The following is a 26,584-nucleotide window of genomic DNA, read 5'->3' as shown; positions in this document are numbered from 1 at the left end:
TACCATGTGCAGGGAACGTACCGCTTAACTTTAGAGTTGATAAGTAGGGGATTTTTCTTGATAAAAACCGGAAGGATCATTGAAATGTTGATAACTACAATAGAAAAGCCCCGGGGTAAACCGGGGACTTTGTCTACAGTCTGAGGTATAATGACTACAATGTAGTCATTATACCATATTTTCTCCATCTTTATAAATTCCTTATAACCACTCTCTATACTTTCGGATGTAAGGCAGGGAGGCCCCGGGAAGAGGGCCCTCCCAAAAGAAAATGGAGGAGAAGAATATGCAGTCAATCGTGTTAGAGACAAGATCACTGACAAAGACGTTCCGGGGCAGCGAGGCGCGGGCCCTGGACAAGGTGGCGGTCCGCATCCCCAGAGGGTGCGTCTACGGGCTGCTGGGGCCGAACGGCGCCGGGAAGTCCACGCTGCTGAAAATTATCACCGGCATGATGAGGCCGGACGAGGGGGAGGTGCTCTTTGAGGGAAAGCCCTGGCAGAGGCAGGACTTAAGAAGGACCGGAGTCCTCATAGAGACGCCGCCCATCTACGACAACCTGAGCGCCCGGGAAAATCTCCTTGTGCGCACCACTGTACTGGGGCTTCCAAAGAGACGGATCGATGAGGTGCTGGAGATTGTGGAGCTGACGGATACGGGGAAGAAGCGGGCGGGGAAATTTTCCCTGGGCATGAAGCAGAGGCTGGGCATTGCGGCGGCCCTTCTGCCGGACCCGGATCTTCTCATACTGGACGAGCCCACCAACGGCCTGGATCCTTTTGGCATCCAGCAGCTGCGCGCCATGCTGAGGGGCTTTGCGGACAGGGGCATGACCGTGCTCATATCCAGCCACATCCTGGGAGAGGTGGAGCAGATGGCGGACCACATCGGCATCCTGGCAGGAGGCGTTCTGGGCTACCAGGGAGGGATGCCAGGGAGAGGGCATCTGGAGGAGCTCTTTGGGAAAGTGGTGGAGAAGAACCGGAGAGGGGGCTGGCAGGCGTGAGCGGGAATAGGATGTCTTCTGAAAAAATATCTCTCTGGAGTCTGTGCCGGGCGGAGGCCATGAAATACCGCCACAGCGGCACCGGAAAGCTGTGGCTGTTCATGCCCGCGGTCACCCTGGCCGTGGCCTTCTGGCTGAGCAGGAGCTACGGCACCATCAGCGGCTACAACTGGTGGTATGTGGGGCTCTATCCGGGCATGCTCTCTCTTGTCTGCTGCATGACAGCGGCAAAAGATGCAAAGCTGGGGAGCCGAGCAGTCCTGTCCCTCCCCGTCCGTCCGGCCCGGGTGTGGGACGCCAAGATCCTGACCTGCGCCCTGGCGGCGGCAAAGGCCAACATCCTGGTGGGCGTCCTGGCCTGGGTGCTGGGAAATATCCTCCTGCCGGCGGTAGGGATAGAGCAGACGCTCCAGGTGTCCTGGACACAGACGCTGGCGGCGGTTCTTGTGATGACAGCGGCCGGCATCTGGCAGGTGCCCCTCTGCCTGTGGATGGGGCAGAGACTTGGCATGCTCCCGGCCCTTATCATAAACGTGGCCCTGGCCACCAGCGGCGTCCTCACAGCCGTCACATCCTTCTGGATGGCAGACCCCTATGCGGTCCTTCCCAGGCTGATGTGCGCGGTCATAGGAGTTCTTCCCAACAATATGCCGGCCCGGCCGGGGATCCCCACCTACTCCCCGGAGCTGCTGGACACCTCCGCCATCCTTCCGGGGCTGACGCTCTGCCTGGCCCTTCTGGTTTTTCTTTGGTATCTGTCCCGAAGGTGGTATGAGAGAAAGGGGGCGGTGCAGGCATGAGATCCTGTGTGAGACTTTTCTGCGGGGAGATGCGCAAATACGCCCACACCTCCATCCTGTGGGTACACCTTATCCTGCCCCTTGTGGGCATGGCGGTGTTCCTTCTATATTACAGCTTTTCCACCTGGGAGAGCGGGGCAAAGGCCCAGGCCTACCTGGAGGTGCTGGCCTGCATCTGGCCCTTTCTTGCAGGGCTCATCTGCGGCATGGCGGTGGAGATGGAGAGGAACAGTGGATTTCAGACCTTTCTTCTGCTGCCTGGGAGACGCTGGCAGGCTCTCCTTGGCAAATGGCTCTGTCTCATGGCCCTGGGCCTTATCGCCGCCCTCATCGCCGCTCTGGGATTTGGGGCTCTGTTCCACCTGCTCCCCGGGGGGAATGTATTTTCCATGAAGGTATATCTTCTGGAGGCGGCGGTAATCTGGATCTGCCAGGCGCCTGTGTACATGCTCCACCTGTTCCTGGCCGCCCAGTTCGGGAGGGGAGCCAGCATTGGTGTGGGCGTGGGAGGTGCCATCCTGGCCTTCCTCATGCTGACCCGTGTGGGCGAGGGGATCTGGATGTATCTGCCCTGGTCCTTTGGTGGCAGATGGTGTGATTTTATGCTAGTATATAGCCTGGGCGCCGTGGACCGGGCCGTTCTTACGGGAAACGCATGGCCGGCGCTTGTTGTGTGCGGCGGGCTGACAGCCCTCATCTTCGGGTCGTCGCTGTTCTGGATGGGGAGAAAGAATTTTTAGTGGGAGAGGGAGAATATGGGAGTGCATATATTGGCGATAGACGATGAGGAGGGGATTTTGCGGGTCATAAGGCGGGCTCTTGAGAAGGATGGCTGCCATGTGGACGCGCTGAGCGACCCGCTGGCGATCGACACCGCTCGGCTGGGACAGTATGATCTGATCCTCCTGGATGTGATGATGCCGGGGATGGACGGCTTTTCCCTGTGCAGACGCATCCGGGGGGAGGTGGACTGCCCGGTCCTCTTTCTCACGGCAAAGACCGGGGAGGAGGATCTTATGCGGGGACTGGGGCTGGGAGCCGACGACTATATCCGCAAGCCCTTTGGCATAGGAGAGCTCCGCGCCCGGGTACAGGCTCACATCCGCCGGGAGAGGCGGGAGAGGACCCACGCGGTGACAGCCGGCGATGTGCGGTTCTATCTGCGGGAAAAGCGGGCAGTGTACAGGGAGAGGGAGCTGCCCTTCACGAAAAGCGAGTACGAGATATGCGAGTATCTGGCCCTCCACCGGGGGCAGGTGTTTTCCCGGGAGCAGATCTATGAACATGTCTTCGGATACGATGGGGAGAGCGACAGCTCCGCCATCACGGAGCACATAAAAAACATCCGGGCAAAATGCCGGGAGGCAGGCTGTGAGCCTGTGGAGACAGTGTGGGGAATGGGCTATAAATGGAGAAATTGAAAATGACTAAAAACAGGAAAAATCCAAGACAAAAAAGATTGCATGCAATCTTTGTGAGGTTCCTCCTGGGATACGGGGCCGGAGCCGCTCTGCTGGCCTGCGTGGTCATAGGACTCTATTTTGCACTCATCGCCCTCGACTGCATCCGCATCCCCTCCTATGAGCAGAACCAGATCATGGCGGCCTCCCAGGCCATCCGTACAGGCGGCCAGGTGGAGGGAGAGCTTCTGCCGGACACCTGCTCCTACGGCGTATACAGCAGGGAGGGATCCTATCTCTACGGCACCCTATCGGGGCAGGAGCAAAGAGCGGTGTGGGAGAAGGGGCGAGACTGGCAGACAACCGGACTGTACGGTAAATTCTGGCAGAGAATAGAAAAGGACAACGGCAACATCGCCTTCATCAGCTACCAGGTGATGGCGAAATTTGTCTCTCCCGCTCTGCGCACCATATTCCCCAATGCGGAGCTTCTCTTTCTGGCGGTTCTGGGCCTTCTTCTGGCAGCGCTGACAGTGGTGGTGCCCCGGTTCTTTGGCAGATATGTGGATCGGCGTCTTCTGGTGCTGTCCCGGGCCGCCGCCCGGGTGGAGAGGGAGGACCTGGATTTTGAGAGGGAGCGCTCGGATATCCGGGAGATCGACCAGGTGCTGGGAGCTATTTATAAAATGAAGGAAGCCCTCCGCAAATCCCTGCGGGAGCAGTGGGAGCTGGAGGCAAAAAAGGAGGAGCAGGTGTGCGCCCTGGCCCACGACATCCGCACGCCCCTCACCATTATCCGGGGAAACGCGGAGCTCTTTCTGGAGATGGAGGACATCCGGGAGATCCGGGAGTGGGACAGGGAGATCCTGGACAATGTAGAAGACATAGAGGCCTACCTGTCCATCCTCCAGGAGGCCATGGGCCCGGCGGGAGGGAAAAAGGACTCCGCCAGGGCAGCGGACGGCGGGCGGGAGCTCTTCCCGGTTCGCCCCTGGATGGAGGAGATAGCCGAGAGGGCCCAGGCCCTTGGAAGATCCAGACAGGTGCAGGTCATTTGCCGGAGCAGCGCGGCAAGGGGCTGTGAGGCAAAAGCAGCAGACGGCGGCGTGGGCTGGGTTCTGGAGGGGGACAAAAAAAGGCTCTCCCGGGCTGTGCTGAACGTGATCTCCAACGCAGTGGATCACTCCCCGGAAAAGGGGAAGGTGCAGGTGAGGGCAGAGACCACCTTCGCCCCCTCCGGGGAGGGAAGGCTCACGGTGGCTGTGGAGGACGAGGGCCCCGGCTTTTCCAGGGAGGCCCTTTGGCGGGCCACGGAGCGCTTCTACCAGGACGGGGAGGCCAGGCGGAAGGGGCATTACGGCATGGGGCTTTACATTGCCCGCACCTTTGCAGAGGAGGCAGGCGGGAGCATCCGCCTTGCCAATCTGTGCGAAGGCGGCGCGCAGGTTCTTGTGGAGCTGCCCCTGCTTCGGGAAACGCCGCAGAGCGGGCAGGACAGGAAGCTTTCCGATCTACAAAAACCTGAGAATATGAAAAAACTGTAAAGAATGTGACCTGGTTACAGAAAAACCTCCCGGATCGTGTATAATAGAGACAGAAACAAAAAAACAAATCCAAAAGGGAGGAATTGATAATATGGCAGCATTACATTTTACAAAGGACAATTTTGAAAAAGAGGTATTACAGTCAGACGTGCCGGTACTGGTAGACTTCTGGGCAACCTGGTGCGGCCCATGCCAGATGGTGAGCCCTATCATTGAGGAGCTCTCTGATGAGCTGACAGGCGTGAAGATCGGCAAGGTCAATGTGGACGAGGAGATGGAGCTGGCAAAGCAGTACAGAGTGATGTCCATCCCCACTCTCATTGTATTCAAGGACGGCAAGAAGGTGAACATGGCCATCGGCGCCCAGGGCAAGGAGGAGATCAAGGATCTGCTGGGCGTGTAGGCTTGAATTCCTAAAAATGTAACAGATGTTGTTCCCCGGCTGCGGTTGGTGGGAGCAGGAGAGAAAAGCAGGGATGAGAGGTCTCTGCTTTTTGTTTTGCGGCCGCAAGGTCAGGGAATTTCTGCAGCCCTGCCATATATAGAAAAAGTGAATATATGAGATGATATATAATAAATACCGATTGGCCTTTAGGAGGCGACAGGGTTAAGATAAAGAAGAAATATTGTTCACTTTTTGACAAAGGAGGAGAGGTTTATGAAAAAAACAGCAGTATTTCTCGCCCTGCTTCTGACTCTGGGAATGACCGGATGCGGAGCCCAGGAGGACACGGGCAGTGACAGCGCAGAGGAGACGACGAAGGAGGCGCAGGGGGAGACCCAGGAGGGTACAGATGCCCTGACCGTGGACGAGGCGTCTAAAACTATCACGGTACAGGCCACAGCTACAGGAAACACTGAGTCCTCTATCCATCTGCTCGTCAACGAGTCGGGGAGCAACGCCAAGAGCGCATTTTTCACCACAGAGGCGTCCACAATGGACTTCTACGACGCCCTCGTGGAGCTGGGAGGTATTCCGGGAAACAATATTCCTGTTGACGCGGAGAGCGGCACCATTCTGGGCAGCGGCCTGGATGTGTCCATCACAGTGGACGGGACAGAGTATGATACATACGATCTGATCACAGCCTCCGAGGAGCGGGAGATGGATATGCGCTTTGGCGGCAACGTGGCCCTCAATCAGGAGTATGCTACAGGATGCCTGCTCTGCATGGAGAGCTGTTCTGTAGGTATTGCCAGCGACGCGGCGTACCAGTACAACGAGCCTATTGAGTTTACACCCTCCGACAGCATGCCGGAGGAGGGGACAGATGTCACCTTTACCATTAAAGTGGACGATACGTCCATGGTGGTAAATGAGGAGGCAAAGACTATCTCCATGAACATTCTTTCCACCGGCTATGACAAGTCGACAATCCACGCCATCGTAAATGAGGAGGGATCCAATGCGGATAAGACCTTATTTACCACAACAGCGGACACGAAGGAATTCTATGAGGCTTTGAAGCAGCTGGGCGCCCAGGACGGCAACAACATCGCTCTGGACGATCCGGACGGCATCATTGAGGGAACCGGACTGGATGTAAATGTGGAGATCGGCACAGAGAACTGCTCCTTTGCGGATCTGTTTACGGCCTCCGAGGAGAGGGATATGGACATGCGCTTCGGCGGCAACCTGGAGGTGAACCAGGAGTACGCCACAGGCTGTATCATGTGCCTGGAGAGCTGCCCGGCCGGCATCACGAGCAACGCGGCTTACCAGTATCAGGAGGAGATCACCTTCGGACCCTCTGACAAGATGCCTGCCAAGGGAACCCACATCATCGCCACATTTACGGTTGAGGAGTGATGGCGAGGGTCACAGGAGCTGTCTATAACGGGTTGATCTGGGCGTGCCTGGCCACGGTGCTCTGTGTCAACTCGGTGGTGATCTGCATGAAGGTCAATATGGGCACCCTGTTCCTGGCTGTGTTCGCAGGGGGCGCCCTTCTTTTGTGGGGCATTACCTTCCTGAAAGGGAGGAGGGCAGGGGCCCTGTTCAGCCTGGTCAATCTGGTGGTCTGCACACTGGCGGCAGTACTGGTCTACCAGTTTATCTACGGGAAGGATCTCCTGACAAGGCCGGCTTTTATTCTGCGGCTGGCACTGCACAGGCAGGCGCCCTCCCAGAACCTTGTCAACGGCGTTCTGCTGGCGGCGGCCCTGCTGGGATATCTGGCCGTGCTGCTGACAAACCGACTGACAGACCGAAGAGAACAGAGAAAGAAAAGACCCTCAAAAAAATAGACAGGAAAACAGGAGAGGCCGCCCGGCCGGGGAGGAGGAAATGATCCCCGGCCGGGCGGCTTTTCTTTACATGCCTTCCGGTCCGTGGTATCCTGTTTTACAGGAGACAAAAGAGCAGGAGGGAAAGAGGATGATAGAGAGAACAGCGATCATCGGAATGGGTGCCCTGGGCCTTCTCTACGGAGACCAGATCGCCTCCGCAAAGGGGCCGGAGCTCTCGACACCATGAAAAACTGTGTGGGAGAGAATACGGTCATCCTCTCTGTGATGAACAGTATAAGCAGTGAGAAGATTATCGGGGAGCGGTATGGCCATGGGCGGCTGATCGACACGGTAGCACAGGGAATGGACGCCATGAAATTTGGCAGTAAGCTGACCTACACAAAAATGGGAGAGCTGCGGATCGGCGCGGAGGACGCTTCTCAGAAGGAGAATCTGGAGCAGGTGGCAGCCTACTTTGATGAGATAAAGATGCCCTACACAGCGGAGGAGGATATCCTCCGCAGGCTCTGGGGAAAATTCATGCTGAACGTGGGAGTCAATCAAACATGCATGGCCTTTGAGACCAACTACGGCGGAGCCCTGGAGGAGGGAAGCCGGGCCCATGAGACTATGCTGGCCGCCATGCGGGAGGTGATCGCCCTTGCAGGTGCGGAGGGCATCCGGCTGACAGAGGAGGATCTGGAGGAGTACATCGCCATCCTTCGCACTCTCTCCCCGGAGGGCATGCCCTCCATGCGCCAGGACGCTGTGTCCAGGCGGCCCTCGGAGGTGGAGATGTTTGCGGGGACTGTGATCCCCATGGCCGAGAGGCACGGCATCCCTGTGCCGGCCAACAGATTTTTATATGAGAAGATAAAGGAGATAGAGGCGTCCTACTGACTGTTACAATAGCATCAGGATAAGAAAAGATAAGAAAACGCGGGAAAAGAATGAGGACGCCCGTATGGGAGGTATGGTATGACAAGAGAAGCGGTAAAGCTTGGATTTATCGGATTTGGAAATATGGGACAGGCTATCGCGGATGGGTTTTTGTACACCCGCACACTGGAGCCGTCCAGGATGTGCGCCTGCGCAGTGAACCGGGAAAAGCTGAAAAAGAACACGGAGGCGAGGGGAATGAGAGCCTGCCGGGACAGCAAAGAGGTGGTGGAGCAGTCGGATCTTGTAGTGCTGGCGGTGAAGCCCTGGATGGCCGGGGCGGTGCTGGAGCCCCTGAAGGGCCTTTTTTCGGGAAAAGTCCTCTGGTCCGTGGCGGCAGGCGTCATGTTCGACGATTTTGAGGAGATGCTGGGGCCCGGCATCCACCACATCACGGCCATCCCCAGCACCCCGGCGGCAGTGGGGGAGGGGATCTACACCTGCGAGAAGAGACATTCCCTCACGGAGGAGGAGCACGCATTTTTCCTCTCCCTGCTGTCTGACATCGGCATGGCGGTGGAGGTGGAGACAGGGAAAGTCAACATCGCCAACACCATCAGCGGCTGCGGGCCTGCCTTTGCCAGCATGTTTATAGAGGCGCTGGGGGATGCGGGCGTCATGTACGGGCTTACGAGACCTCAGGCCTACGAGCTGGCCGCGGGCATGATGGCTGGCACAGGGAAGCTGATGCTCCACCAGGGAAAGCATCCGGGACAGATGAAGGACGATGTGTGCTCCCCGGGAGGCACCACTATCCGGGGCGTGGCCGCCCTTGAGAGAGCAGGCCTTCGCACAGCCGTCATCCAGGCGGTGGAGGCCGCCATGAAGACTTATGAATAGAGACCTATGAATAGACCAGCGGGCCAGGGAGCGGCTATTGCGCAGAGTCAGCCAGCTTCCGGAGAGCCTTTTTGTCCAGGATGGTGACGCTGCCCCTGGCCAGGGATACATAGCCCTCCTGGGAGAAATATTTCAGCATCCGGGTCACCACCTCCCGGGCGCTGCCCATGAGCTTTGCGATCTGCTCGTGGGTCAGGGAGAGGGTGTCTGTGGCAAGGGAGGCGGACTCGTCCAGAAGAAAGATGGCAAGGCGCCTGTCAAAGCTCATAAATAGGATCTGCTGCATAGCCCACATGACGTCCGAGAAGCGCTCGGCCGCCGCCTTGTTGGCAAAGGCCTCCACGTAGATGTTGTCGTGCATCAGAAGGGAGATGACAGCGGAGCTGACCTGCAGGACCTGGCTGTCATCCACGGCGTCTATGTACACGTCAAAGGTAATGGAGGACAGGACGCAGGAGGCGGAGAGGATGCACAGCTCCCCGGGATAGATGCGGTACAGGGTGATCTCCCTGCCGTCCTCGGACATGATGTACACCCGCAGGGATCCTGTTTTTACAAGGAGAAGCCCCAGACATTTGTAGTCCGCCCGGTGGATGGAGGCTCCCTTCTTATAGGAAACGGACGTGGTGCTCTGCAACAGCAGCGATCTCTCCGAGGGAGAGAGGCGGGGGAAAAAGGGGAGCGCATTTTCAAGAAATACCTGGTCTTCTTGTACGGTCATAGGTGTGATACCTCCTGTGTGTTTATGCTGGTATCATTTTAGTACATTGCCGGGAAAAGAACAAGTTTCGTTTACAGTTACTGTCATTAGGTTTGATTTGCATTATACGAAAGAGGTTTGTTATGGTTGAAAAAGGAGTTGTAAATGCGAGATTTCAGATCCCGCACCTGAAGCATATTGAGTATGTCCTGGCCGCGAAAATGCGGTGCCGGAAGCTGTACATCGGGATCACCAACCCGGATCCCTCCTGCGTGAGGGAGTCGGTGAACGATGAGATACGCTCCACGCCGGCGGCCAATCCGCTGACCTATCTGGAGCGCTATGAGATGATCCGGGGAGCCATGGAGGAGTTCAATGTGCCCCTTGGCGATTATGAGATCGTCCCCTTCCCCATCCACCGCCCCGAGTACATCACCCAGTATACGCCCTCCGACGGGGTCTACTATCTGGGGATCTGCGACGGCTGGGACGAGGAGAAGCTGAAGATCCTGAAGGGGCTGGATCTGAAGACGGAAGTCCTCTGGCGTCGCAGCAAGGAGGAGTGCGGCGTCACCGGCACCTGGATCCGGAGCTGCATCGCCACAGGCCAGGAGTGGGAGCATCTGGTCCCCCGGGCCGTATATCAATACATCACAGAGCATGGCATTGAGGAGCGCATCCGCCGCCTGTTCAACGAAGAACGCTAATTTGGGACGTAATACTTTTTAAAAGTATTACGTCCCAAATTGCGTTTTTTCGTTAGTTTAAAAAATGATTTTTTGTGAGAAATTATTAAAAAATGATAAAGAATTATCTTCATGTGTTGACTTACTATGGGCATATCTCTAGAATATCCGTTAGATAACTAATGAAAAGTGAGGTGTTATTTTTTTGGACAGCAGAAATATGCCTATTCAGATGCTTTTGATGAAGAGCGCGCATTTGCTGAAATACCAGACGGTCTCACTGCTGGAGCGGTTTGACATGAACCTGGGGCAGGCGGCGATCCTGTTTATCCTGAAACGGTACGGCAATCTGACGCAGCGTCAGCTCTCCGGGAGGGTAGGCATCACACCGCCCTCCATGAATGTGGCTCTCCGGAAGATGGAGGAGAAGGGGCTGGTCAAAAAGGAGGCAGATCCGGACGACCAGAGAAAGACCCGGATCCATCTGACAGATATGGGAAAGAGCCGCATAGAGGATCTGAAGCAGCTCTTCCGGAAGACAGAGGAGATCACCCTGCAGGATTTCCGGGAGGAGGAAAGGCTCCTCCTGCGGAGGTTTCTCGTGCAGATCGAGGAGAATATCATGGACTCCAAGGAGCTGAAGGACATGGATCTAAGTGAAATCATGCGCCGGCTGCATCCGGAAAAGAATTTTTAACCCAGAGCAAAAAAGGAGTGACAAGTATTTATGGGAAAACTATTAAAATTTCTGAAACCACATGCAGGTACTGTGCTGGCTATCCTGTGTGTACTGGTCGTGCAGGCATGGTGCGACCTGTCTCTGCCGACCTACACGTCGGATATCGTAAATGTGGGAATTCAGCAGGGAGGCGTGGACGAGAGCGTGCCGGAGCAGATCGCTGGCGACGAGCTTGAACGGCTGCTTCTTTTTGTCCCCTCCGACGAACAGGACACCGTGCGGGAAGCCTATGAGGAGGCCAAAGCAGGGGAATATGACTACGACGGCACAGTTCTTGAACTGAAGGAAACGGTAAAAGACAGCACAGAGGAGCTGGATGACCTGGCGGAGATCATGGGCAAACCCATGCTCCTTACAGCAGGGTTTGAGAGCGGCAGCGACACCTCCAAATCCATGGAGGAGACCATGCGCCAGCAGATGCAGGCCCAGGCCGGCGTGGATTTATCGGATATGACCATATTTGACATGCTGGAAATGATGGACTCTGCCGCGAGAGACCAGGTGGTGGCACAGATGGACGAGAGCATGGACAGCATGCCGGACACCATGGTAGAGCAGGCGTCCACTCTCTATATCCAGTCCGCCTACGAGGAGCTTGGCATAGACATGGATGCTATGCAGACCGACTACATCCTGGTCACAGGCGGAAAAATGCTCGCCCTGGCGGCGCTTGGCATGCTGGCCAGCATCACGGTGGGACTTATGGCCTCCCGGGTGGCGGCCAGCGTGGGCCGGGAAACCAGGGGAAAGGTCTTCCAGAAGGTGGTCGGATTTTCCAATGGGGAATTCGACAAATTCTCCACAGCGTCCCTTATCACCAGGAGCACCAATGATATCCAGCAGATCCAGATGCTGACGGTCATGATCCTGCGGATGGTGCTGTACGCTCCCATCATGGCGGTGGGCGGCATCTGGAAGGTGCTGAACACAAATGTGGATATGACCTGGATCATCGCTCTTGGCGTGGCTCTGATTTTCATGGTAGTGATCGTTCTCTTCCTTGTAGTCATGCCCAAGTTCAAGATCGTCCAGAAGATGGTGGATCGGCTGAACCTTGTTTCCAGGGAAATACTGACAGGCCTGCAGGTTATCAGGGCCTTCGGCACGGAGCGGTACGAGGAGGAGCGGTTTGACAAGGCCAATAAGGATCTGACAAGGCTGAACCTGTTTGTCAACCGGGCCATGACCTTTATGATGCCTGTCATGATGTTGGTGATGAACGGCATCTCCGTCCTCATTGTCTGGACCGGGGCCCACAGCGTCAACGATGGCACCATGCAGGTGGGCGACATGATGGCCTTTATCCAGTACACCATGCAGATCATCATGTCCTTCCTCATGATCTGTATGATCTCCGTCATGCTGCCCAGGGCCGCCGTGTCCGCGGAGCGTGTGGATGAAGTGCTCCGCAGCTCCACCTCCATCAGCGATCCGGAGAAGCCGGAGAAGGTGGGGGACTGCCGGGGAGAAATCTGCTTTGACCACGTGTCCTTCCGCTATCCGGGGGCTGAGGAGGATGTGCTCCAGGATCTGAGCTTCACCGTCCGCCCCGGACAGACGACAGCCATCATAGGAAGCACGGGAAGCGGAAAATCCACTCTCGTTAATCTGATCCCGCGATTTTACGACGTGACAGAGGGAAAGATCACGCTGGACGGCCACGACATCCGCAGCATCACCCAGCACGACCTGCGTGCCCAGCTGGGCTATGTGCCCCAGAAGGGTGTGCTCTTCTCCGGTGACATCGCGTCTAACATCCTCTATGGAAATCCGGACGGAACTCAGGAGGAGATGGAGGAGGCAGCTCAGATCGCCCAGGCCACAGAGTTTATCAATAACAAGAAAAAGAGATACGAAAGTCCCATTTCCCAGGGTGGAGCCAATGTGTCCGGAGGACAGAAGCAGAGGCTTTCCATTGCCAGGGCCATTGCAAAGCACCCGAAGGTATTCATCTTTGACGACAGCTTTTCTGCCCTGGACTATAAGACAGACGCAGCCGTCCGGGCAGCCCTTGCCAGAAAGACAAAAGAGGCGGCGGTCATTATCGTGGCCCAGAGAATCAGCACGATCCTCCACGCAGAGCAGATTATTGTCCTGGACGATGGAAGGATCGCGGGCATAGGCACGCACAGGGAGCTTCTGAAAAGCTGTGAGGCATACTACCAGATCGCTGCCTCTCAGCTCTCAGAGGAAGAGCTGGCAAAAGATATGAAGGAGGCGGTCTAATATGGCAGAGACAAGACAGATAAAACGACACGGCCACATGGGCGGCGGAAGACATATGATGCCCGGAGAAAAGGCGAAGGACTTCAGGGGCACTATGAAAAAGCTGCTGGAATATTTGGGAAGCTACAAGATCGCGATTCTCTTTGTCATGATCTTTGCGGTGGGTGGAACAGCCTTCAACATCATCGGGCCGAAGATCCTGGGAAACGCCACCACAGAGATATTCAACGGCCTTGTGAGCCGGGTCTCCGGAGGGGACGGCATTGATTTCGGCAAGGTGGGGCGGATCCTTTTAAGCGTCCTGGCCCTCTATCTGGTGAGCGCGGTGCTCTCCTTTATACAGGGCTATATCATGACCGGGATTTCCCAGAAAATGACATACCGGCTGCGGAAAGAGATTTCCGAGAAGATAGGCCGCATGCCTATGAAATATTTTGACAGGATGACCCACGGCGAGATCCTGTCCCGCATCACCAACGATGTGGACACCCTGGGACAGAGCCTGAACCAGAGCGCCACCCAGGTGATCACCTCCGTGACCACCATCATCGGTGTCCTCGTGATGATGCTCAGCATCAGCCCTCTGATGACGGTCATCGCCATTCTGATCCTTCCCCTGTCCATGTGCCTGATCTCCGTCATCGTGAAGCACTCACAGCGGTACTTCAAGGATCAGCAGGAATACCTGGGCCACATCAACGGCCAGGTGGAAGAGGTGTACAGCGGACACAATATTGTCAAGGCATTTAATAAGGAAGAGGACATTATCAAGACATTTAACGACACAAACACGATCCTCTACCAGTCCGCCTGGAAGTCCCAGTTCTTTTCCGGTATGATGATGCCCATCATGCAGTTTGTGGGAAATCTGGGGTACGTGGCAGTGTCCATTCTGGGCGGGTATCTGGCCATCCGTAATACCATTCAGGTGGGAGATATCCAGTCCTTTATCCAGTATGTGCGGCAGTTCACCCAGCCCATCCAGCAGGAGGCCCAGGTGGCAAACATGCTCCAGTCCACAGCAGCAGCCTCAGAGCGAGTCTTTGAGTTCCTGGACGAGGAGGAAGAGGAGCAGACAGTTCCCAATCCGGTGTCCACGGAAAACCTGGAGGGCCGGGTAGAGTTCGACCATGTACACTTTGGCTATAACCCGGACCACATTATTATCCACGATTTCAACGCAAAGGTGGAGCCGGGCCAGAAGATCGCCATTGTAGGTCCTACCGGCGCCGGAAAGACGACCATGGTAAAGCTGCTCATGCGGTTTTACGATGTAAACAGCGGCTCCATAAAGATAGACGGCCACGATCTGCGGGACTTCAACAGGGGTGAGCTGCGCAGGATGTTCGGCATGGTGCTCCAGGACACCTGGCTGTTCAATGGCACCATCGAGGAAAATATCCGCTACGGCCGGCTTACAGCCACCCACGAGGAGGTGGTGGAGGCGGCGAAGGCAGCCTATGTGCACCGCTTTGTGCAGACCCTCCCGGGAGGCTATGACATGGTTCTCAACGAGGAAGCAAGCAATGTGTCTCAGGGCCAGAAGCAGCTCCTCACTATCGCAAGAGCCATCCTGGCAGACCCCCGGATCCTGATCCTGGACGAGGCTACAAGTTCTGTGGATACAAGGACAGAGGTGCGGATCCAGAAAGCCATGGACAATCTCATGAAGGGAAGGACCAGCTTTATCATCGCCCACAGGCTGTCTACCATCCGGGACGCGGACATGATCCTTGTCATGAAGGATGGAGATATCATCGAACAGGGAAGACACGAAGAGCTCCTTGCCAGGAACGGCTTCTATGCGGAGCTGTACAATTCACAGTTTGAGAAGAGTGCCTAATCGGCACAAAAGGACGCGTTTCGCGGAACCCTATTGCACGACATAAAACCTTATGTTAATATTTCTTATGTCGACAGCATATCTAATCGCATCTGCAGATGTCACATCTGAAGCGAGAGCCAAAAACAAAAGGACACAGCCGGCGCCGCCGCATACGGGCAGAGCCGGCTGTGTCCTTTTGTGCTCTTCAGCCTGAAAAATCAGATAAACAGGGAAAAGATGACTGTGATAATGCCGCAGATGCCGATGGCAAGTCCGCTCATGGCCCCTTCCGTCTCCCCCATCTCCAGCGCCTTGGAGGTTCCTACCGCATGGCTGCAGGCCCCGATGGCAAGACCCGCCTCGAGAGGATCCTTTACCCGGAAGATCCGGACAAAGAAGGGGGCCAGTATACTTCCCAGTGTTCCGGTGATGAGGACAGCTACCACTGTCACAGGCACCACGCCGGAGAAACGCTCCGTGATGCTCACGGCAATGGGCGTGGTGACGGACTTGGACAGCAGGGAGTGGGTAATTTTCTCATCCAGGCGGAAGAGGGTGCACATCAGGTAAATGCTCCCCATGGATGCCAGGGAGCCGCAGGTGCAGCCCACCAGGATGGGAAGCCAGTGCCTCTTCAGAAGCCGGATCCTTGTGTAGATGGATACAGCCAGACAGGCTGTGGCCGGCGCCAGGAACATGTTGATGATCTCCCCGCCTTCGTTGTAGGACTCATAGGGGATGTCGAATAGGAGGAGAACGCCGATGATCAGCACGATGGCTGTGAGCAGCGGACTGCAGGCGGTCAGCCCCGTCTTCTTCTGCAGCTTTTCCCCGGCCCAGAAGGCCAGAATGCTCAGAAAAATACCAAAGAGCGGCGACGAAAATACTTCTTTCACGATCTGTCCCTCCTGTTCATCAGCCGCATGGTCAGACGGATGCTCCAGGCTGTCACGGCAAAGGTGATAACGGTAGAGACTACACAGACGACAAGAAGAGGCACAAGGCTGCTCTTTAAAAGGTCCAGGTAGTTGATGATGCTGACTCCGGCAGGTACAAAGAAAAAGGCCATATTGGACAGGAGAAAGTCGGATTTCTCCTGTATATGCTCAATCCTCAGGATGCCAAGGAGCAGGCAGAGAAAAAGGAGGATCATTCCGATAATGCTGGCGGGAAAAGAGAACGGGAGAGCCGCCTCAATGACCAGGCCCAGCCAGCAGATCAGAAAAATGATGCCCACCTGTTTGATGATTTTCATACAATCCCTTCTTTCGTAGTTACTCAATTTCAGTATTATACAGGAAAGTTGCATGGGCCGCAAGGGCGGCTTTCAGAGACTTTCCCGGGCTGTGGGGGTATGGTATAATGACCACATCGTGGTTAATATACCTGCGCATAGAGCGGTTTCTGCGGAACCGCAGAAATCCGCTGCGCGGCCACGGTATTACAACTTTACAAAAAAGGAGGAGCGTACACCATGCGTTTTTTTCATATATCAGATCTCCATATTGGGAAGCATCTGCACTACTATGACCTGAAGGAGGATCAGCGGTATATCCTGGACCGGATCGCCGACATGGCCCGTGAGCGGAGGCCCGACGCCATCGTCATCGCCGGGGACATCTACGACCGGTCCGTTCCCTCCGCTGAGGCGGTCTCTCTCTTTGACTGGTTTCTCACCAGGCTGGCGGAGATCCGGCCCGCTATCCCGGTGCTGGCCATCGCGGGGAACCACGACTCGGCGGAGCGGCTGGACTACGCCAGCTCCATCCTGGGCAGGCAGCATATCCATATAGCCGGCAGGCCCCCCGCAAAGGAGGGGGAGAGGATGAAGAGGGTGACTCTGGAGGACGAACACGGGGAGGTGCATTTTTATCTGCTCCCCTTTGTAAAGCCCGGGTATGTGCGTCCTGTCTTCCCCCAGGATCAGGCCCCTGAGGATTACGACGGGGCGGTCCGGGGACTTGTTGACAGAGAGGAGATCGACACCTCCGTGAGAAACGTCATTGTCACCCACCAGTTCTACACGGCGGCTGGGGTCTCTCCTCTGGCTGCCGGGTCGGAGAGTGTCCGGGTGGGAGGACTGGACAATGTGGATATCTCCGCTCTTTCCCCCTTTGACTACTGTGCCCTGGGTCACATCCACAGGAGGCAGCAGGTGGGGGAGGGTCCTGCCTGGTACTGCGGGACGCCTCTGAAATACTCTGTCTCTGAGAGCAGGGATGAGAAGACGCTGACCCTGGTGGAGTTGGGGGAAAAGGGTACGCCCCCTGTGCGGACAGAGCTGCCTCTTGTGCCTCTGCGCGACGTGCGGGAGGTAAAGGGTACGCTGGAGGAAATCCTGGCCGGCGCCGCAGAGGAGATCCGGCAGGACTATGTAAGCGTCACCCTGACAGATGAGAAGGCCCTCTATGAGCCGGTGGATCAGTTGGAGAGAGTCTTCCCAAGGCTTCTCCAGGTGCGGCTGGAAAATCTCCGGGCCCGCCTGTCAGGAGAGGAAAATCTCCGGGACCTGGAGCCCCGCGACCCTCTGCAGGTGTTTGGACAGTTTTTTGAGGAGATGCAGGACCGTCCCATGGATGAGGAGGAAGAGCAGATCATGAGAGAGATATTTAAGGAGGGGATGGAATGATTCCACAGAGATTAGTTATGTCGGCCTTTGGATCCTACGCCGGGAGGGAGGAGATCGATTTTTCAGAGGCAGGACCCGGCATTTTCCTCGTGACCGGGGACACCGGCGCGGGGAAGACCACCATTTTTGACGCCATCACCTATGCTCTCTATGACCAGACAAGCGGGGGCAGGCGGGAGGGCCCGATGATGCGCAGCCAGTACGCGGCGGAGGACACCCCCACCTTTGTGGAGTTCTCATTCCAGTACAAAGGGCAGGATTACCGGATCCTGCGGAGCCCGGAATACGAGAGGGCAAGCCGCAGAAGGGGGAAGGACGGGGAGAGGAAAATGACCCTGGAGCGGTCCTCCGTCACCCTCTTTCTCCCCGACGGCACGGAGTTTACGGGGAAAAAGGCGGAGACAAACCGGAAGATCGTGGACATCATCGGCCTGGACGCGGGGCAGTTCACCCAGACAGTCATGATTGCCCAGGGGGAATTCCTGAAGCTTCTGTCTGCCCGCTCTGATGAGAGGAGGGAGATCTTTTCCCGGATTTTCCAGACAGACCTCTATGCCCGGGTGGAGCAGAGGCTTCACGAGGAGGCCGGCGCCCTCTACGGGCAGATGAAGGATATGGAGAGGCAGGAGGAGCAGGAGCTGTCCCGCCTCTTCTGCCCGGAGGCTGAGGGCCTCCCCGAGAAGCTGGCGGAGGCTGCCCTGCCAAAGGAGCGGCTGGAGGCAGTCCGGCAGATCTTGCAATACGGGAGATCCCGGGAGGCAGCTGCAGAAAAAAAGATCCGGGAGCTTGACGGGGAACTTGATAAGGTGAACCGGGAGCTGGCTGTGGCCCAGGAGCTGAACAGCCGCTTCGCCCGGCTGGCGGAAGAGAGAAGGAACCGCGCGGAGCTTCAGGCAAAAGCCCCCTCTGTGGAGCAGCGGAAAGGGAGACTGGAGAGAAGCCGGGAGGCGGCTCTGGTCTGTGAGATTTATGAAAGGCGGCAGGAGGCGTCCAGGCAGAGGCAGTCTCTGGAGAAAGAAATCAAAGGCATACAGGAGAAGATCCTCCAGGCGGGACATAAGAGGGAAGCCCTTCTTAAGAGAAAGGAGAAGGTGCTCCTGGAGGAGAAGCGCTGCCGGGAGGAGTACCGATCCCTGACAGAGCAGATTGCCCGGGTGACAGACCAGGCGTCCCGGCTCTCCGGCAGCCGGGCACTCCTGCAGAAGTGGGAGAGTCTGGAGGTACAGGCTGCCGACCGAAAAAAACGCCTGCGGGAGCTGAGACAAAAGCTGCCTCTTCTTAAGAAGGAGGAACAGAGAAGGGATGACTGCGCCCGGGCCTTTGAGGAGAGCCGCCAGGCCTATCAGCAGGCCGCCGACGCCTACCTGGCCTGCAACGAGGCCTTCCTTCTGGGACAGGCGGGTATCCTGGCCAGGGATCTTGAGGAGGGGAGCCCCTGCCCTGTGTGCGGTGCCCTCCATCACCCCGCTCCCGCCGCCCTGCCGGAGAGAACCCCGGACCAGGCGGAGGTGAAAGCGGCCCGGAGGAGACGGGACGAGGCGGAAGCAGAGAAGGACAGAAGGCAGCAGCTTCTTCTGGAGGCGGGGCAGCGCTGCACCGCCCGGCTACAGAGTCTCCTCGCGGAAGGGAAAAATGTGGTTGGGGAGGAGTTCTCACTTGAGAGTGAGGATCCGGAGAGGCGCCTTGACCGGGAGGAGAAAAGAAGAGACCAGGAGCTTAAGGAGTGCCGCCGGCAGAAGGAGGAGGCCGGGCAGCAGGTTGGAAAGCTGGAGGAGCTGGAGAAGGCAAGGCAGTCCCTCGCCGGGCAGCAGGCCGTCTGCTACAAAAGGCAGGAGGAGCAGCAGAGGGAGACTGCTCTCGCAGATGAGAGCCTCCGCTGTCTGGACCAGTCTGTCAGCCAGGCAAAAGGCGAGGAGGCGGCCCGCCAGGCCGCCCGGGAGGAGACGGCCGCCCGGGAGGCGGCTCTTGCGAGGGAGGCCCAGAAGGCGCTGGAAGAGTCCCCCTTTGAGACAGAGGACCAGTGCCGGGGAAGCCTCCTTGCGGAGGAGGAAAAAGAAAGGCTGGAGAACGATCTGGAGGATTACCGGCAGAAGTGCATAGAGGCTGACGCCCGTGTGAACGCCCTGGAGGAGCAGCTGGACGGGAAGGAGCCCGCCAGGACAGAGAGCCTGGAGGAGCAGAAAAAAGTCCTGGATGAGAGCAGGCGGGAGGCGGAAGAGGAGCAGAGAAGGTGGTACAGCAAAAATGAGAACAACCGGGAGGCGGGGGAGCGCCTGAAGAAGATCTACGGGAACAACCAAAAGCTCCAGGAGCGCTGCGCCCGGCTGCGGCTTTTGGATCAGACCGCAGGAGGCTCCCTTCCAGGCCGCCCCAAGATCGATTTTGAGGCCTATGTGCAGCGCCGCTATTTCCAGCAGATCATCGCCTTTGCCAACCGCCGGCTGGAGACCATGACAGGCGGGAATTTCGTGCTGCGGTGCCGTTCCATGGAGCAGCTTGGCAACCGGGGCAGTGTGGGGCTGGACCTGGATGTGTACAGCCTGGAGACGGGGAAGCTCCGGGACGTGCGCACTCTCTCTGGTGGTGAGTCCTTCATGGCAGCCCTGTCCATGGCCCTTGGCATGGCGGACGTCATCTCCCGCAGCGCCGGAGGTATCCAGATGAAGGCCATGTTTGTGGACGAGGGCTTCGGCTCCCTGGACGAGTATTCCAGAGAGCAGGCCATAGGGGTGTTAAGTGAGCTGGCCGGGTCGGACCGGATGATCGGCATCATCTCCCACGTGACAGAGCTGAAGGAGAGCATTGACCGGCAGCTTGTGGTCACAAAGACAAAACGGGGCAGCCACGTACGATGGAGCCGTTAGGTCAGGGAAGAACCGCTAAAACCTTTTGCTTATCCGCTCTGTGTGAAGTATAATAAAGACAGAAGATAAAGAAAGGAGCTGATCCATATGACAGACCATACCATCATAACCATTGGACGCCAGTTTGGGAGCGGCGGCCACGAGATTGGGAACAAGCTGGCACAGCGGCTGGACATTCCTCTCTACGACAGAAATCTGATCCATATGGCGGCCCAGGAGATCGGCATCAGCAACGAGGCTGCGGAGAATATCAACGAGACCTCTCTTGGCAGGTTTTTGTCCTCCTATGTGGTGAGCCTGGGGGATTACACCACCTTTATGAGCGGAGAAAATGTGGAGCCCTTAAGTGAGCAGATGTACCGGGTGCAGACAGAGCTTGTGAAGAAGCTGGCTGCCCGGGGCTCCTGCGTCATCGTGGGCAGATGCGCGGACTATATCCTGGGAGACTACAGCAACTGCATCCACGTGTTCATCCACGCCTTCAAGGAGGACCGGATACGCAGGATTTCCCGGATCTACAAGCTGAACGACAAGCAGGCCTGGGACAAGATCAGGAGGACTGACCGGGAGAGAAGACTCTACTATGAGACCCATGCGCAGAGACCCTGGGGCAGCATCGAGTCCCACCAGATCCTCTTCAACGCCAGCCTTATGGGCGTGGACGGGATCGTGGACGCGCTGGAGGCCATTTACCGGGCGCGGCAGAAGTAAGACATAAGACACAGAACAAAAAAGGAGACAGAACACATGCTTTTTATCGAATATCCAAAATGCAGCACATGCAGGCGGGCAAAAAAATACCTGGAGGACAAGGGGATAGAGTTCCAGGACCGCCACATTGTGGAGGAAAATCCCACGGAGGAGGAGCTGACAGAGTGGATCCGCATGAGCGGTCTGCCGGTGAAGAAATTTTTTAACACAAGCGGCATGAAGTACAAAGAGCTGGGGCTCAAAGACAGGCTCCCGGGCATGAGCGACGAGGAGCAGATCCGCCTTCTTGCCAGCGACGGCATGCTGGTAAAGAGACCCCTTCTCATAGACGGGGACCGGATCCTTGTGGGATTTAAGGAAAAAGAGTGGACGTTTTAGGAGAGGATATCCCATGAAAAGTATACTGCTTGTGGAGGACGACAAGAGCCTGAACCAGGGCATCACACTGAAACTGAAAAAAGAAGGATACCGTGTTTCTTCTGCCTTCTCCCTTGAGGAGGCAGAAGAACTTTTTGCCTCCGCCGCCTGGGATCTTCTCATCTGCGATGTGGGGCTGCCGGACGGCAGCGGCCTGGATTTCTGCCGGAGGGTGCGCCAGGTCAGCGATGTGTTCATCCTGTTCCTGACTGCCCTGGACTCAGAGATTGACATGGTGACGGCCTACGACCTGGGGGCGGACGACTACATGACCAAGCCCTTCAGCCTTATGGTGCTTGTCTCCAAAGTCCACGCTTTCATGCGGAGGACCAGGGAGGCTCCCGCTTCCCGCATCGTCTCCGGCGATATCCTCCTCTCCCTGCGGGAGATGAAGGCCTTCCGGCAGAGGCCGGAGGGGGGAGCGGAGCCGGTTCCCCTGAGCAAAAAAGAACTGCAGCTTCTCCTGCTCCTGATGGAAAATGCCTGCCAGATCCTCACAAAGGAGCAAATACTGGAGCGGGTGTGGGGCGCGGAGGGTCAGTTTGTGGATGACAATACAGTGCCTGTCAACATCAGCCGTCTCAGGGGAAAGATTGGAGGCAGCTATATTCAGAATGTAAGGGGGATTGGCTATATATGGACCGAAGAAAGCTTCAGAGAGTAGTCCTGCCCGCGGGACTGCTCTTTTTTATACTGTTTTTTATACTGGTGGCCCTGGGAGATCTCCTTCACACAGCCGGGGAGGCTGTGAAGGCGGAGGAGCAAAAGAAGCTGGGCGCCCTTGTCAGGGAACACCCGGAGTACGAGGACAGCTATGCCCGGATCATGGGCGGGGATGCCCCGGATGACGCCTCCGGGCTGGGAGAGCGGATTATGGAGAAATACGGCTATGAGGCCCGGGACGGCGGGGCCTACAGGGAAGTCCGCCGTGATCTTTTCCTTGTCGGCGGACTTCTCGCAGGCGGTATGACAGCAGCCTGCCTGGCGGCGCTGCTGGCCCTCCGGGCTCAGAGAAGGGCGGAAGAAGAAAGGGAGCGCCTGGAGGAGAAGCTGGGAGAGCTGCGGCTCCGTGAGGAGGGCACCAGGGAGCGCCTCATCCGGGAGGAGCAGGAGACAAAGTCTCTGGTGACGGATATTTCCCACCAGCTCAAGACTCCCATCGCCGCCCTCAGGATGAGCCTGGAGCTCAAGGAAACTACAGAGCTGACGGAGGAGGAAAAGAGGGAATTTTCCGGCAGAGAGCTCCAGGAGGTGGCAAAGCTGGAGGAGCTTTTGCACGGCTTTACCCAGCTCTCCAGGCTGGAGACGGACATGATCCGGATTTGTCCCCGGATGGAGGCAATCCGGGAAACTCTCGCCGGGGCAGTGGGAGCCGTCTATATGAAGGCCTTCCGCCGCGGCATCGGCCTGTCTCTGGAGGAGTCCCGGGACCGCCGGATCCCACACGATCCAAAGTGGACGCGGGAGGCCTTTGTCAATATCCTGGACAATGCGGTGAAGTACTCCCCGGAGGGCACGTCCGTCACCGTGCGGATGTCTTATCTTGCCTCTGCTGTGATGATCGAGTTCGAGGACCAGGGGATAGGCGTGCCCCAGGAGGAGGCTCACCGGATCTTCCAGAGATTTTACAGGGGCAGCGCCCGGCAGGTCCAGGAGGGGGAGGGGGCCGGCGTGGGGCTCTACCTGGCCCGCCGGATCCTGGAGGCCCAGGGAGGCACTATCTGTGTGAAACGGGGCCGCCAGGGAGGCAGCAATTTTATCGTGACCCTTCCTTACAATTCTGTTATGAATTCTGTAAGCGTTCTGTAAGCCGGGCATACTATACTGGTACCAGAGTCGAAAAAGGAGGATGAGCAGCTATGAAACCAATACTGGAGACGATCGACCTGGTAAAGTACTACGGGTCCGGCACCAATGTGGTGAAGGCCATTGACCATACGGATCTTGCGATCCGACGGGGCGAGTTTACCGCCATCGTGGGGAGGAGTGGCTCCGGAAAGAGCACTCTGCTCCACATGCTGGGAGGACTGGACCGGCCGGACAGCGGGAAGGTCCTCATAGAGGGAAAGGACATATTTAAGCTGAAGGAAGAGCGGCTGGCCGTGTTCCGCAGGAGGAAAATCGGGTTTATCTTCCAGAGCTACAATCTGGTCCCCTCCCTGAATGTGTGGGAGAACATTGTCCTCCCCATCGGCCTGGACGGCCGGCGGGTGGACCGGGATTTTGTCATGGGTATTATACGGCGGATCGGCATGGAGGACAGGCTCCACGCCCTTCCCTCCACCCTGTCAGGGGGACAGCAGCAGCGGGCTGCTATCGCCAGAGCTCTGGCCAGCAAGCCCGCTATAATCCTGGCGGACGAGCCCACGGGCAATCTGGACTCCAAAAACGAGCTGGACGTGATCAGCCTCTTAAAGAGCTGTGTCAGCGAGTACGGGCAGACCCTTGTGATGATCACCCACGATGAGACGATCGCCCAGATGGCGGATCGGATGATCCTCATCGAGGACGGGAGGGTGGTGAGCGCATGAAGACAGTGACAAAGACCGCCCTTGCCAACCTGAAGCTGAATCGGGGGAGAAACCTGATCAGCGGGTTTGCCATTTTGCTGACTACTCTTCTTATATTTTTTACCATCACCATCGGGATGGCCGCGGGATCTGTGGAGCTGGCTGCCGTCAATGTCTACTATCCAACCTACCACGCCATGTTCCGGGGCGTGACGGAGGAGAACGCGCAGAGGCTGGAAAGCCAGAATGAGATTGAGACCATGGGACTGAGAGAGGATTTCGCCTTTGGCGTGGACGACGACTCGGACATCGGCTTTTACGCCATGGACGAGGAGGCAATCCGCCTCAGCAAGCTGGAGCTGGAGGAGGGTCGTTTCCCCAGAGAGGGGAAGGAAATCGCCCTTTCCAGGGGACTCCTTGCCGAGTATGGCGTGGAGGCCGGCATCGGAGACGAGGTGACGCTGCCCTTTCAGCTGGTGGAGGATGGCGGCCTGGGGTGGCAGCAGGAGGACACCTTCCGGATCACCGGCTTCCTTGAGACGGACACAGACCCGGAGGACAAAGCCTACGGCGTTGTCTGCTCCCTGGACTATATGCGGGCCGCTGTCCCTGAAAGCGACAGGGCCTACCGGGTCCTGCTCCGGCTGAAGGACACCGCCGGAGAGGGGGATGGGATCGAGACTGTGGACGCCCTGGAGGAGAAAGCCTGTGAGATAGGAGAGGACTTTGGCGTCGACCCGGATGATGTAGTTGTCAACAAGACCTACCTTCTGGCCAACTATACAGATCCGGGCCTTTACACCGGGATCGGGGCCATCATCCTGGTGGTAGCTGTGGCCGGCGTTCTTTCCATCTACAGCATCTACTACGTGTCTATGGCGCCAAGAATACAGGAATACGGCCGCCTCAGGGCCATGGGGGCCACGAAAAGACAGATCCGGCAGATCGTGTTCCGGGAGGGGCTGGCAGTGGCCTTTGCGGCGCTCCCCATGGGCCTACTCCTGGGCAGTATCCTGGCCAGGCCGGTGCTGCTTACCATCTATAAAATGGCGGACAACATAGAGACCACCTACACAGAGTCGGGCCTGCACCAGCTCTGCATCGAGCTGCTGGAAAAGGGGCAGGTGCCCGTCCTTCGCTGGTGGATCTACCTGCTGACCATCCTGGCGGTCCTTGCCACCGTCTGGCTGTCCCTTGTAAAGCCCATGCGCCTGGCGGCCAGAGTTTCCCCTGTGGAGGCCATGCGCTACCAGGGCGGCTGCAGACGGAAAAAGGAGAGAAAGGGATATGAGAGCCTGAACGTTTCCAGGCTTACGCGGACCAATCTGGGGAGAGACAAAAGACGGACTGTTCTCACGATCCTCACCCTGGGCTCCATAGGCGTCCTCTTTATGGCTGTGGCGACGGTCCTTTCCTGCGCTGCGCCGGAGGAGATCGCCAGGCAGGAGTTTGAGGGGGACTACCAGATCTACGTGGACAGCTGGGAGGGGGACAAGATGAACCTGGACAGGTCCTGGGCCAGCCTCATGAGGGACAATCCCCTTTCCCCCGCCTTTATAGAGGAGGTTCGCTCTGTCCCCGGCGTGGAGGAGGTGAAGATCCGATCCTGGCTGTCAGGCAGTCTTCCGGAGCTGGACCCGGAGTCCCAGATCACGAGGGCCACCCTGGAGGGCTATGAGGACTCCTATAAGGATGTTATCCTGTCAGGTATCACAGAGGGAACAGCGGACTGGGAGGAGCTGAAAAAAGGGGAAAAGCTCATCATGCACCGGCGTCTGCAGCGCTGGTTCCCGGATCTGACAGCGGGAAGCCGGGTGAAGCTCCTTCTGGAGACGGACCAGGGGCCGGTGGAGAAGACCTTTGAGATCGCCGCGGTGGGGGACTATCCATCGGGGATCAGCAGCGGCAATTTCCTTCTGCCCCAGGAGGCTTTTGCCCAGTTCACCCCGGCGAACCTGAGCCAGACCCTTGTCATCACTGTGGATAAGGACCAGAAGGAAGCGGCCTTCCAGACCCTGGACACTCTGGCCCAGACAAGCCCCTACCTGGCCACGGACACCTATGACGCCCATCTCGAGACGTGGAAGAGCGGCACGGGGATCATGGCCTTTCTCGGATACGCCTTCCTCATTGTCCTGGGAGCCATCGGCGTCATGAACCTTGTGAACACCATGATCAACAGCATCTACACGAGAAAGAAGGAGCTGGGAATGATGCAGGCTATCGGCCTGTCGGAAAAGCAGCTCCTTGGGATGATGCAGCTGGAGGGCCTGTTCTACACGGCGGGGACTCTGGCAGTGGCCCTGGGCATCGGAAGCCTGGCAGGCTACGGCATTTTCCGGTACATGAAGGCGGAAAATATCATGAATGTGACCAGCTATCACTACCCGGTTTTTCCGGCTCTGCTCCTGGCTCTTACCGTGGCGCTCATCCAGATGCTCCTCACCCGCGCCGTGTCCCGCAGCTTCCGGAAGATGAGCCTGATCGACCGGATACGCTACTCAGAATAAAGGGACAAC

General features: G+C 57.3%; 26 protein-coding genes. 22 read left to right on the top strand and 4 right to left on the bottom strand.

Annotation, left to right across the window (positions count from 1 at the left end):
• Positions 1 to 188: hypothetical protein (locus tag FGQ86_RS16345; RefSeq protein ID WP_207670744.1), on the bottom strand; the 188-nt coding region annotated here is incomplete at its 3' end.
• Positions 189 to 286: 98 nt separating this feature from the next.
• Here FGQ86_RS16345 and FGQ86_RS13785 point away from each other — a divergent pair.
• The 10 genes from FGQ86_RS13785 to proC all read left to right on the top strand — a co-directional run bounded on the left by FGQ86_RS13785 (position 287) and on the right by proC (position 8,758).
• Complete coding sequence (locus FGQ86_RS13785; protein WP_033127073.1) at positions 287 to 1,006, top strand: lantibiotic protection ABC transporter ATP-binding subunit; 720 nt, start codon at positions 287 to 289, stop codon at positions 1,004 to 1,006.
• Positions 1,003 to 1,806, top strand: a complete 804-nt coding sequence (locus FGQ86_RS13780) for a lantibiotic immunity ABC transporter MutE/EpiE family permease subunit (RefSeq protein WP_138304724.1) — start codon at positions 1,003 to 1,005, stop codon at positions 1,804 to 1,806. Before FGQ86_RS13785 ends, FGQ86_RS13780 begins: the two co-directional genes overlap by 4 nt.
• The gene (locus tag FGQ86_RS13775; protein ID WP_138304722.1) at positions 1,803 to 2,546 is read left to right on the top strand and encodes a lantibiotic immunity ABC transporter MutG family permease subunit; all 744 of its coding nucleotides are present in this window, start codon (positions 1,803 to 1,805) and stop codon (positions 2,544 to 2,546) included. Before FGQ86_RS13780 ends, FGQ86_RS13775 begins: the two co-directional genes overlap by 4 nt.
• 15 nt (positions 2,547 to 2,561) lie before the next feature.
• Positions 2,562 to 3,227, top strand: coding sequence for a response regulator transcription factor (locus tag FGQ86_RS13770; RefSeq protein ID WP_138304720.1), 666 nt, complete (start codon positions 2,562 to 2,564; stop codon positions 3,225 to 3,227).
• 2 nt (positions 3,228 to 3,229) lie between these two features.
• Positions 3,230 to 4,750: a HAMP domain-containing sensor histidine kinase gene (locus FGQ86_RS13765; RefSeq protein ID WP_171031578.1), complete on the top strand. Its 1,521-nt coding sequence runs from the start codon at positions 3,230 to 3,232 to the stop codon at positions 4,748 to 4,750.
• 91 nt (positions 4,751 to 4,841) lie between these two features.
• Positions 4,842 to 5,153, top strand: a complete 312-nt coding sequence (gene trxA / locus FGQ86_RS13760) for a thioredoxin (RefSeq protein WP_033127067.1) — start codon at positions 4,842 to 4,844, stop codon at positions 5,151 to 5,153.
• 255 nt (positions 5,154 to 5,408) lie between these two features.
• Complete coding sequence (locus tag FGQ86_RS13755) at positions 5,409 to 6,560, top strand: YdjY domain-containing protein (RefSeq protein WP_138304716.1); 1,152 nt, start codon at positions 5,409 to 5,411, stop codon at positions 6,558 to 6,560.
• A complete protein-coding gene (locus FGQ86_RS13750) occupies positions 6,560 to 6,997 on the top strand; it encodes a hypothetical protein (protein WP_138304714.1) in 438 nt (145 codons plus the stop codon). Before FGQ86_RS13755 ends, FGQ86_RS13750 begins: the two co-directional genes overlap by 1 nt.
• A 225-nt stretch (positions 6,998 to 7,222) precedes the next feature.
• Entirely contained in the window at positions 7,223 to 7,879 is a 657-nt protein-coding gene (locus FGQ86_RS13745; protein ID WP_243127285.1) for a ketopantoate reductase C-terminal domain-containing protein, read from the top strand.
• Positions 7,880 to 7,957: 78 nt separating this feature from the next.
• The gene (gene proC / locus FGQ86_RS13740) at positions 7,958 to 8,758 is read left to right on the top strand and encodes a pyrroline-5-carboxylate reductase (protein WP_033127070.1); all 801 of its coding nucleotides are present in this window, start codon (positions 7,958 to 7,960) and stop codon (positions 8,756 to 8,758) included.
• A gap of 34 nt (positions 8,759 to 8,792) precedes the next feature.
• On the opposite strand, the gene FGQ86_RS13735 is transcribed toward proC, so the two are convergent.
• Complete coding sequence (locus tag FGQ86_RS13735; protein WP_138304712.1) at positions 8,793 to 9,479, bottom strand: Crp/Fnr family transcriptional regulator; 687 nt, start codon at positions 9,477 to 9,479, stop codon at positions 8,793 to 8,795.
• A 122-nt stretch (positions 9,480 to 9,601) separates the two neighbouring features.
• On the opposite strand from FGQ86_RS13735, the gene FGQ86_RS13730 reads away from it, so the two are divergent.
• The 4 genes from FGQ86_RS13730 (at position 9,602) to FGQ86_RS13715 (ending at position 14,952) form a co-directional block, all read left to right on the top strand.
• Positions 9,602 to 10,165 carry a nicotinate-nucleotide adenylyltransferase gene (locus FGQ86_RS13730; protein WP_033126741.1) on the top strand — a complete coding sequence of 188 codons (564 nt, stop codon included), beginning with the start codon at positions 9,602 to 9,604 and terminating at the stop codon, positions 10,163 to 10,165.
• A 184-nt stretch (positions 10,166 to 10,349) separates the two neighbouring features.
• Positions 10,350 to 10,841, top strand: a complete 492-nt coding sequence (locus FGQ86_RS13725; RefSeq protein WP_138304710.1) for a MarR family transcriptional regulator — start codon at positions 10,350 to 10,352, stop codon at positions 10,839 to 10,841.
• 30 nt (positions 10,842 to 10,871) lie between these two features.
• A complete protein-coding gene (locus FGQ86_RS13720; RefSeq protein ID WP_138304708.1) occupies positions 10,872 to 13,109 on the top strand; it encodes an ABC transporter ATP-binding protein in 2,238 nt (745 codons plus the stop codon).
• Position 13,110: 1 nt separating this feature from the next.
• Entirely contained in the window at positions 13,111 to 14,952 is a 1,842-nt protein-coding gene (locus tag FGQ86_RS13715; RefSeq protein ID WP_138304705.1) for an ABC transporter ATP-binding protein, read from the top strand.
• Positions 14,953 to 15,152: 200 nt separating this feature from the next.
• Here FGQ86_RS13715 and FGQ86_RS13710 read toward each other — a convergent pair whose 3' ends face one another.
• Positions 15,153 to 15,830 carry an LrgB family protein gene (locus FGQ86_RS13710; RefSeq protein WP_033126737.1) on the bottom strand — a complete coding sequence of 226 codons (678 nt, stop codon included), beginning with the start codon at positions 15,828 to 15,830 and terminating at the stop codon, positions 15,153 to 15,155.
• The gene (locus FGQ86_RS13705; RefSeq protein WP_033126736.1) at positions 15,827 to 16,189 is read right to left on the bottom strand and encodes a CidA/LrgA family protein; all 363 of its coding nucleotides are present in this window, start codon (positions 16,187 to 16,189) and stop codon (positions 15,827 to 15,829) included. Before FGQ86_RS13705 ends, FGQ86_RS13710 begins: the two co-directional genes overlap by 4 nt.
• Before the next feature lie 219 nt (positions 16,190 to 16,408).
• Between FGQ86_RS13705 and FGQ86_RS13700 the strand changes: the two genes are divergently transcribed.
• The 8 genes from FGQ86_RS13700 to FGQ86_RS13665 all read left to right on the top strand — a co-directional run bounded on the left by FGQ86_RS13700 (position 16,409) and on the right by FGQ86_RS13665 (position 26,575).
• The gene (locus tag FGQ86_RS13700; protein WP_033126735.1) at positions 16,409 to 17,563 is read left to right on the top strand and encodes an exonuclease SbcCD subunit D; all 1,155 of its coding nucleotides are present in this window, start codon (positions 16,409 to 16,411) and stop codon (positions 17,561 to 17,563) included.
• Positions 17,560 to 20,427, top strand: coding sequence for an SMC family ATPase (locus FGQ86_RS13695; RefSeq protein WP_138304703.1), 2,868 nt, complete (start codon positions 17,560 to 17,562; stop codon positions 20,425 to 20,427). The genes FGQ86_RS13700 and FGQ86_RS13695 overlap by 4 nt, the downstream gene beginning before the upstream one ends.
• 87 nt (positions 20,428 to 20,514) lie before the next feature.
• Entirely contained in the window at positions 20,515 to 21,138 is a 624-nt protein-coding gene (locus tag FGQ86_RS13690) for a cytidylate kinase-like family protein (RefSeq protein WP_033126733.1), read from the top strand.
• Between the two features lie 36 nt (positions 21,139 to 21,174).
• Positions 21,175 to 21,516, top strand: a complete 342-nt coding sequence (locus FGQ86_RS13685) for an arsenate reductase family protein (RefSeq protein ID WP_138304700.1) — start codon at positions 21,175 to 21,177, stop codon at positions 21,514 to 21,516.
• 13 nt (positions 21,517 to 21,529) lie between these two features.
• A complete protein-coding gene (locus FGQ86_RS13680; RefSeq protein ID WP_138304698.1) occupies positions 21,530 to 22,219 on the top strand; it encodes a response regulator transcription factor in 690 nt (229 codons plus the stop codon).
• Entirely contained in the window at positions 22,192 to 23,364 is a 1,173-nt protein-coding gene (locus FGQ86_RS13675) for a HAMP domain-containing sensor histidine kinase (RefSeq protein WP_052084122.1), read from the top strand. The genes FGQ86_RS13680 and FGQ86_RS13675 overlap by 28 nt, the downstream gene beginning before the upstream one ends.
• Positions 23,365 to 23,414: 50 nt before the next feature.
• The gene (locus FGQ86_RS13670; RefSeq protein ID WP_033126730.1) at positions 23,415 to 24,086 is read left to right on the top strand and encodes an ABC transporter ATP-binding protein; all 672 of its coding nucleotides are present in this window, start codon (positions 23,415 to 23,417) and stop codon (positions 24,084 to 24,086) included.
• Positions 24,083 to 26,575 (top strand): ABC transporter permease, encoded by a 2,493-nt coding sequence (locus FGQ86_RS13665; RefSeq protein WP_033126729.1) that lies wholly within the window; start codon positions 24,083 to 24,085, stop codon positions 26,573 to 26,575. Before FGQ86_RS13670 ends, FGQ86_RS13665 begins: the two co-directional genes overlap by 4 nt.
• The last annotated feature ends 9 nt before the right edge of the window (positions 26,576 to 26,584 follow it).

Source organism: Clostridium sp. BSD2780061688st1 H5 (assembly GCF_005845155.1).
GTDB classification, from domain to species: Bacteria; Bacillota; Clostridia; order Lachnospirales; family Lachnospiraceae; genus Claveliimonas; species Claveliimonas intestinigallinarum.
This window is presented reverse-complemented; position numbering and strand designations above follow the sequence as displayed.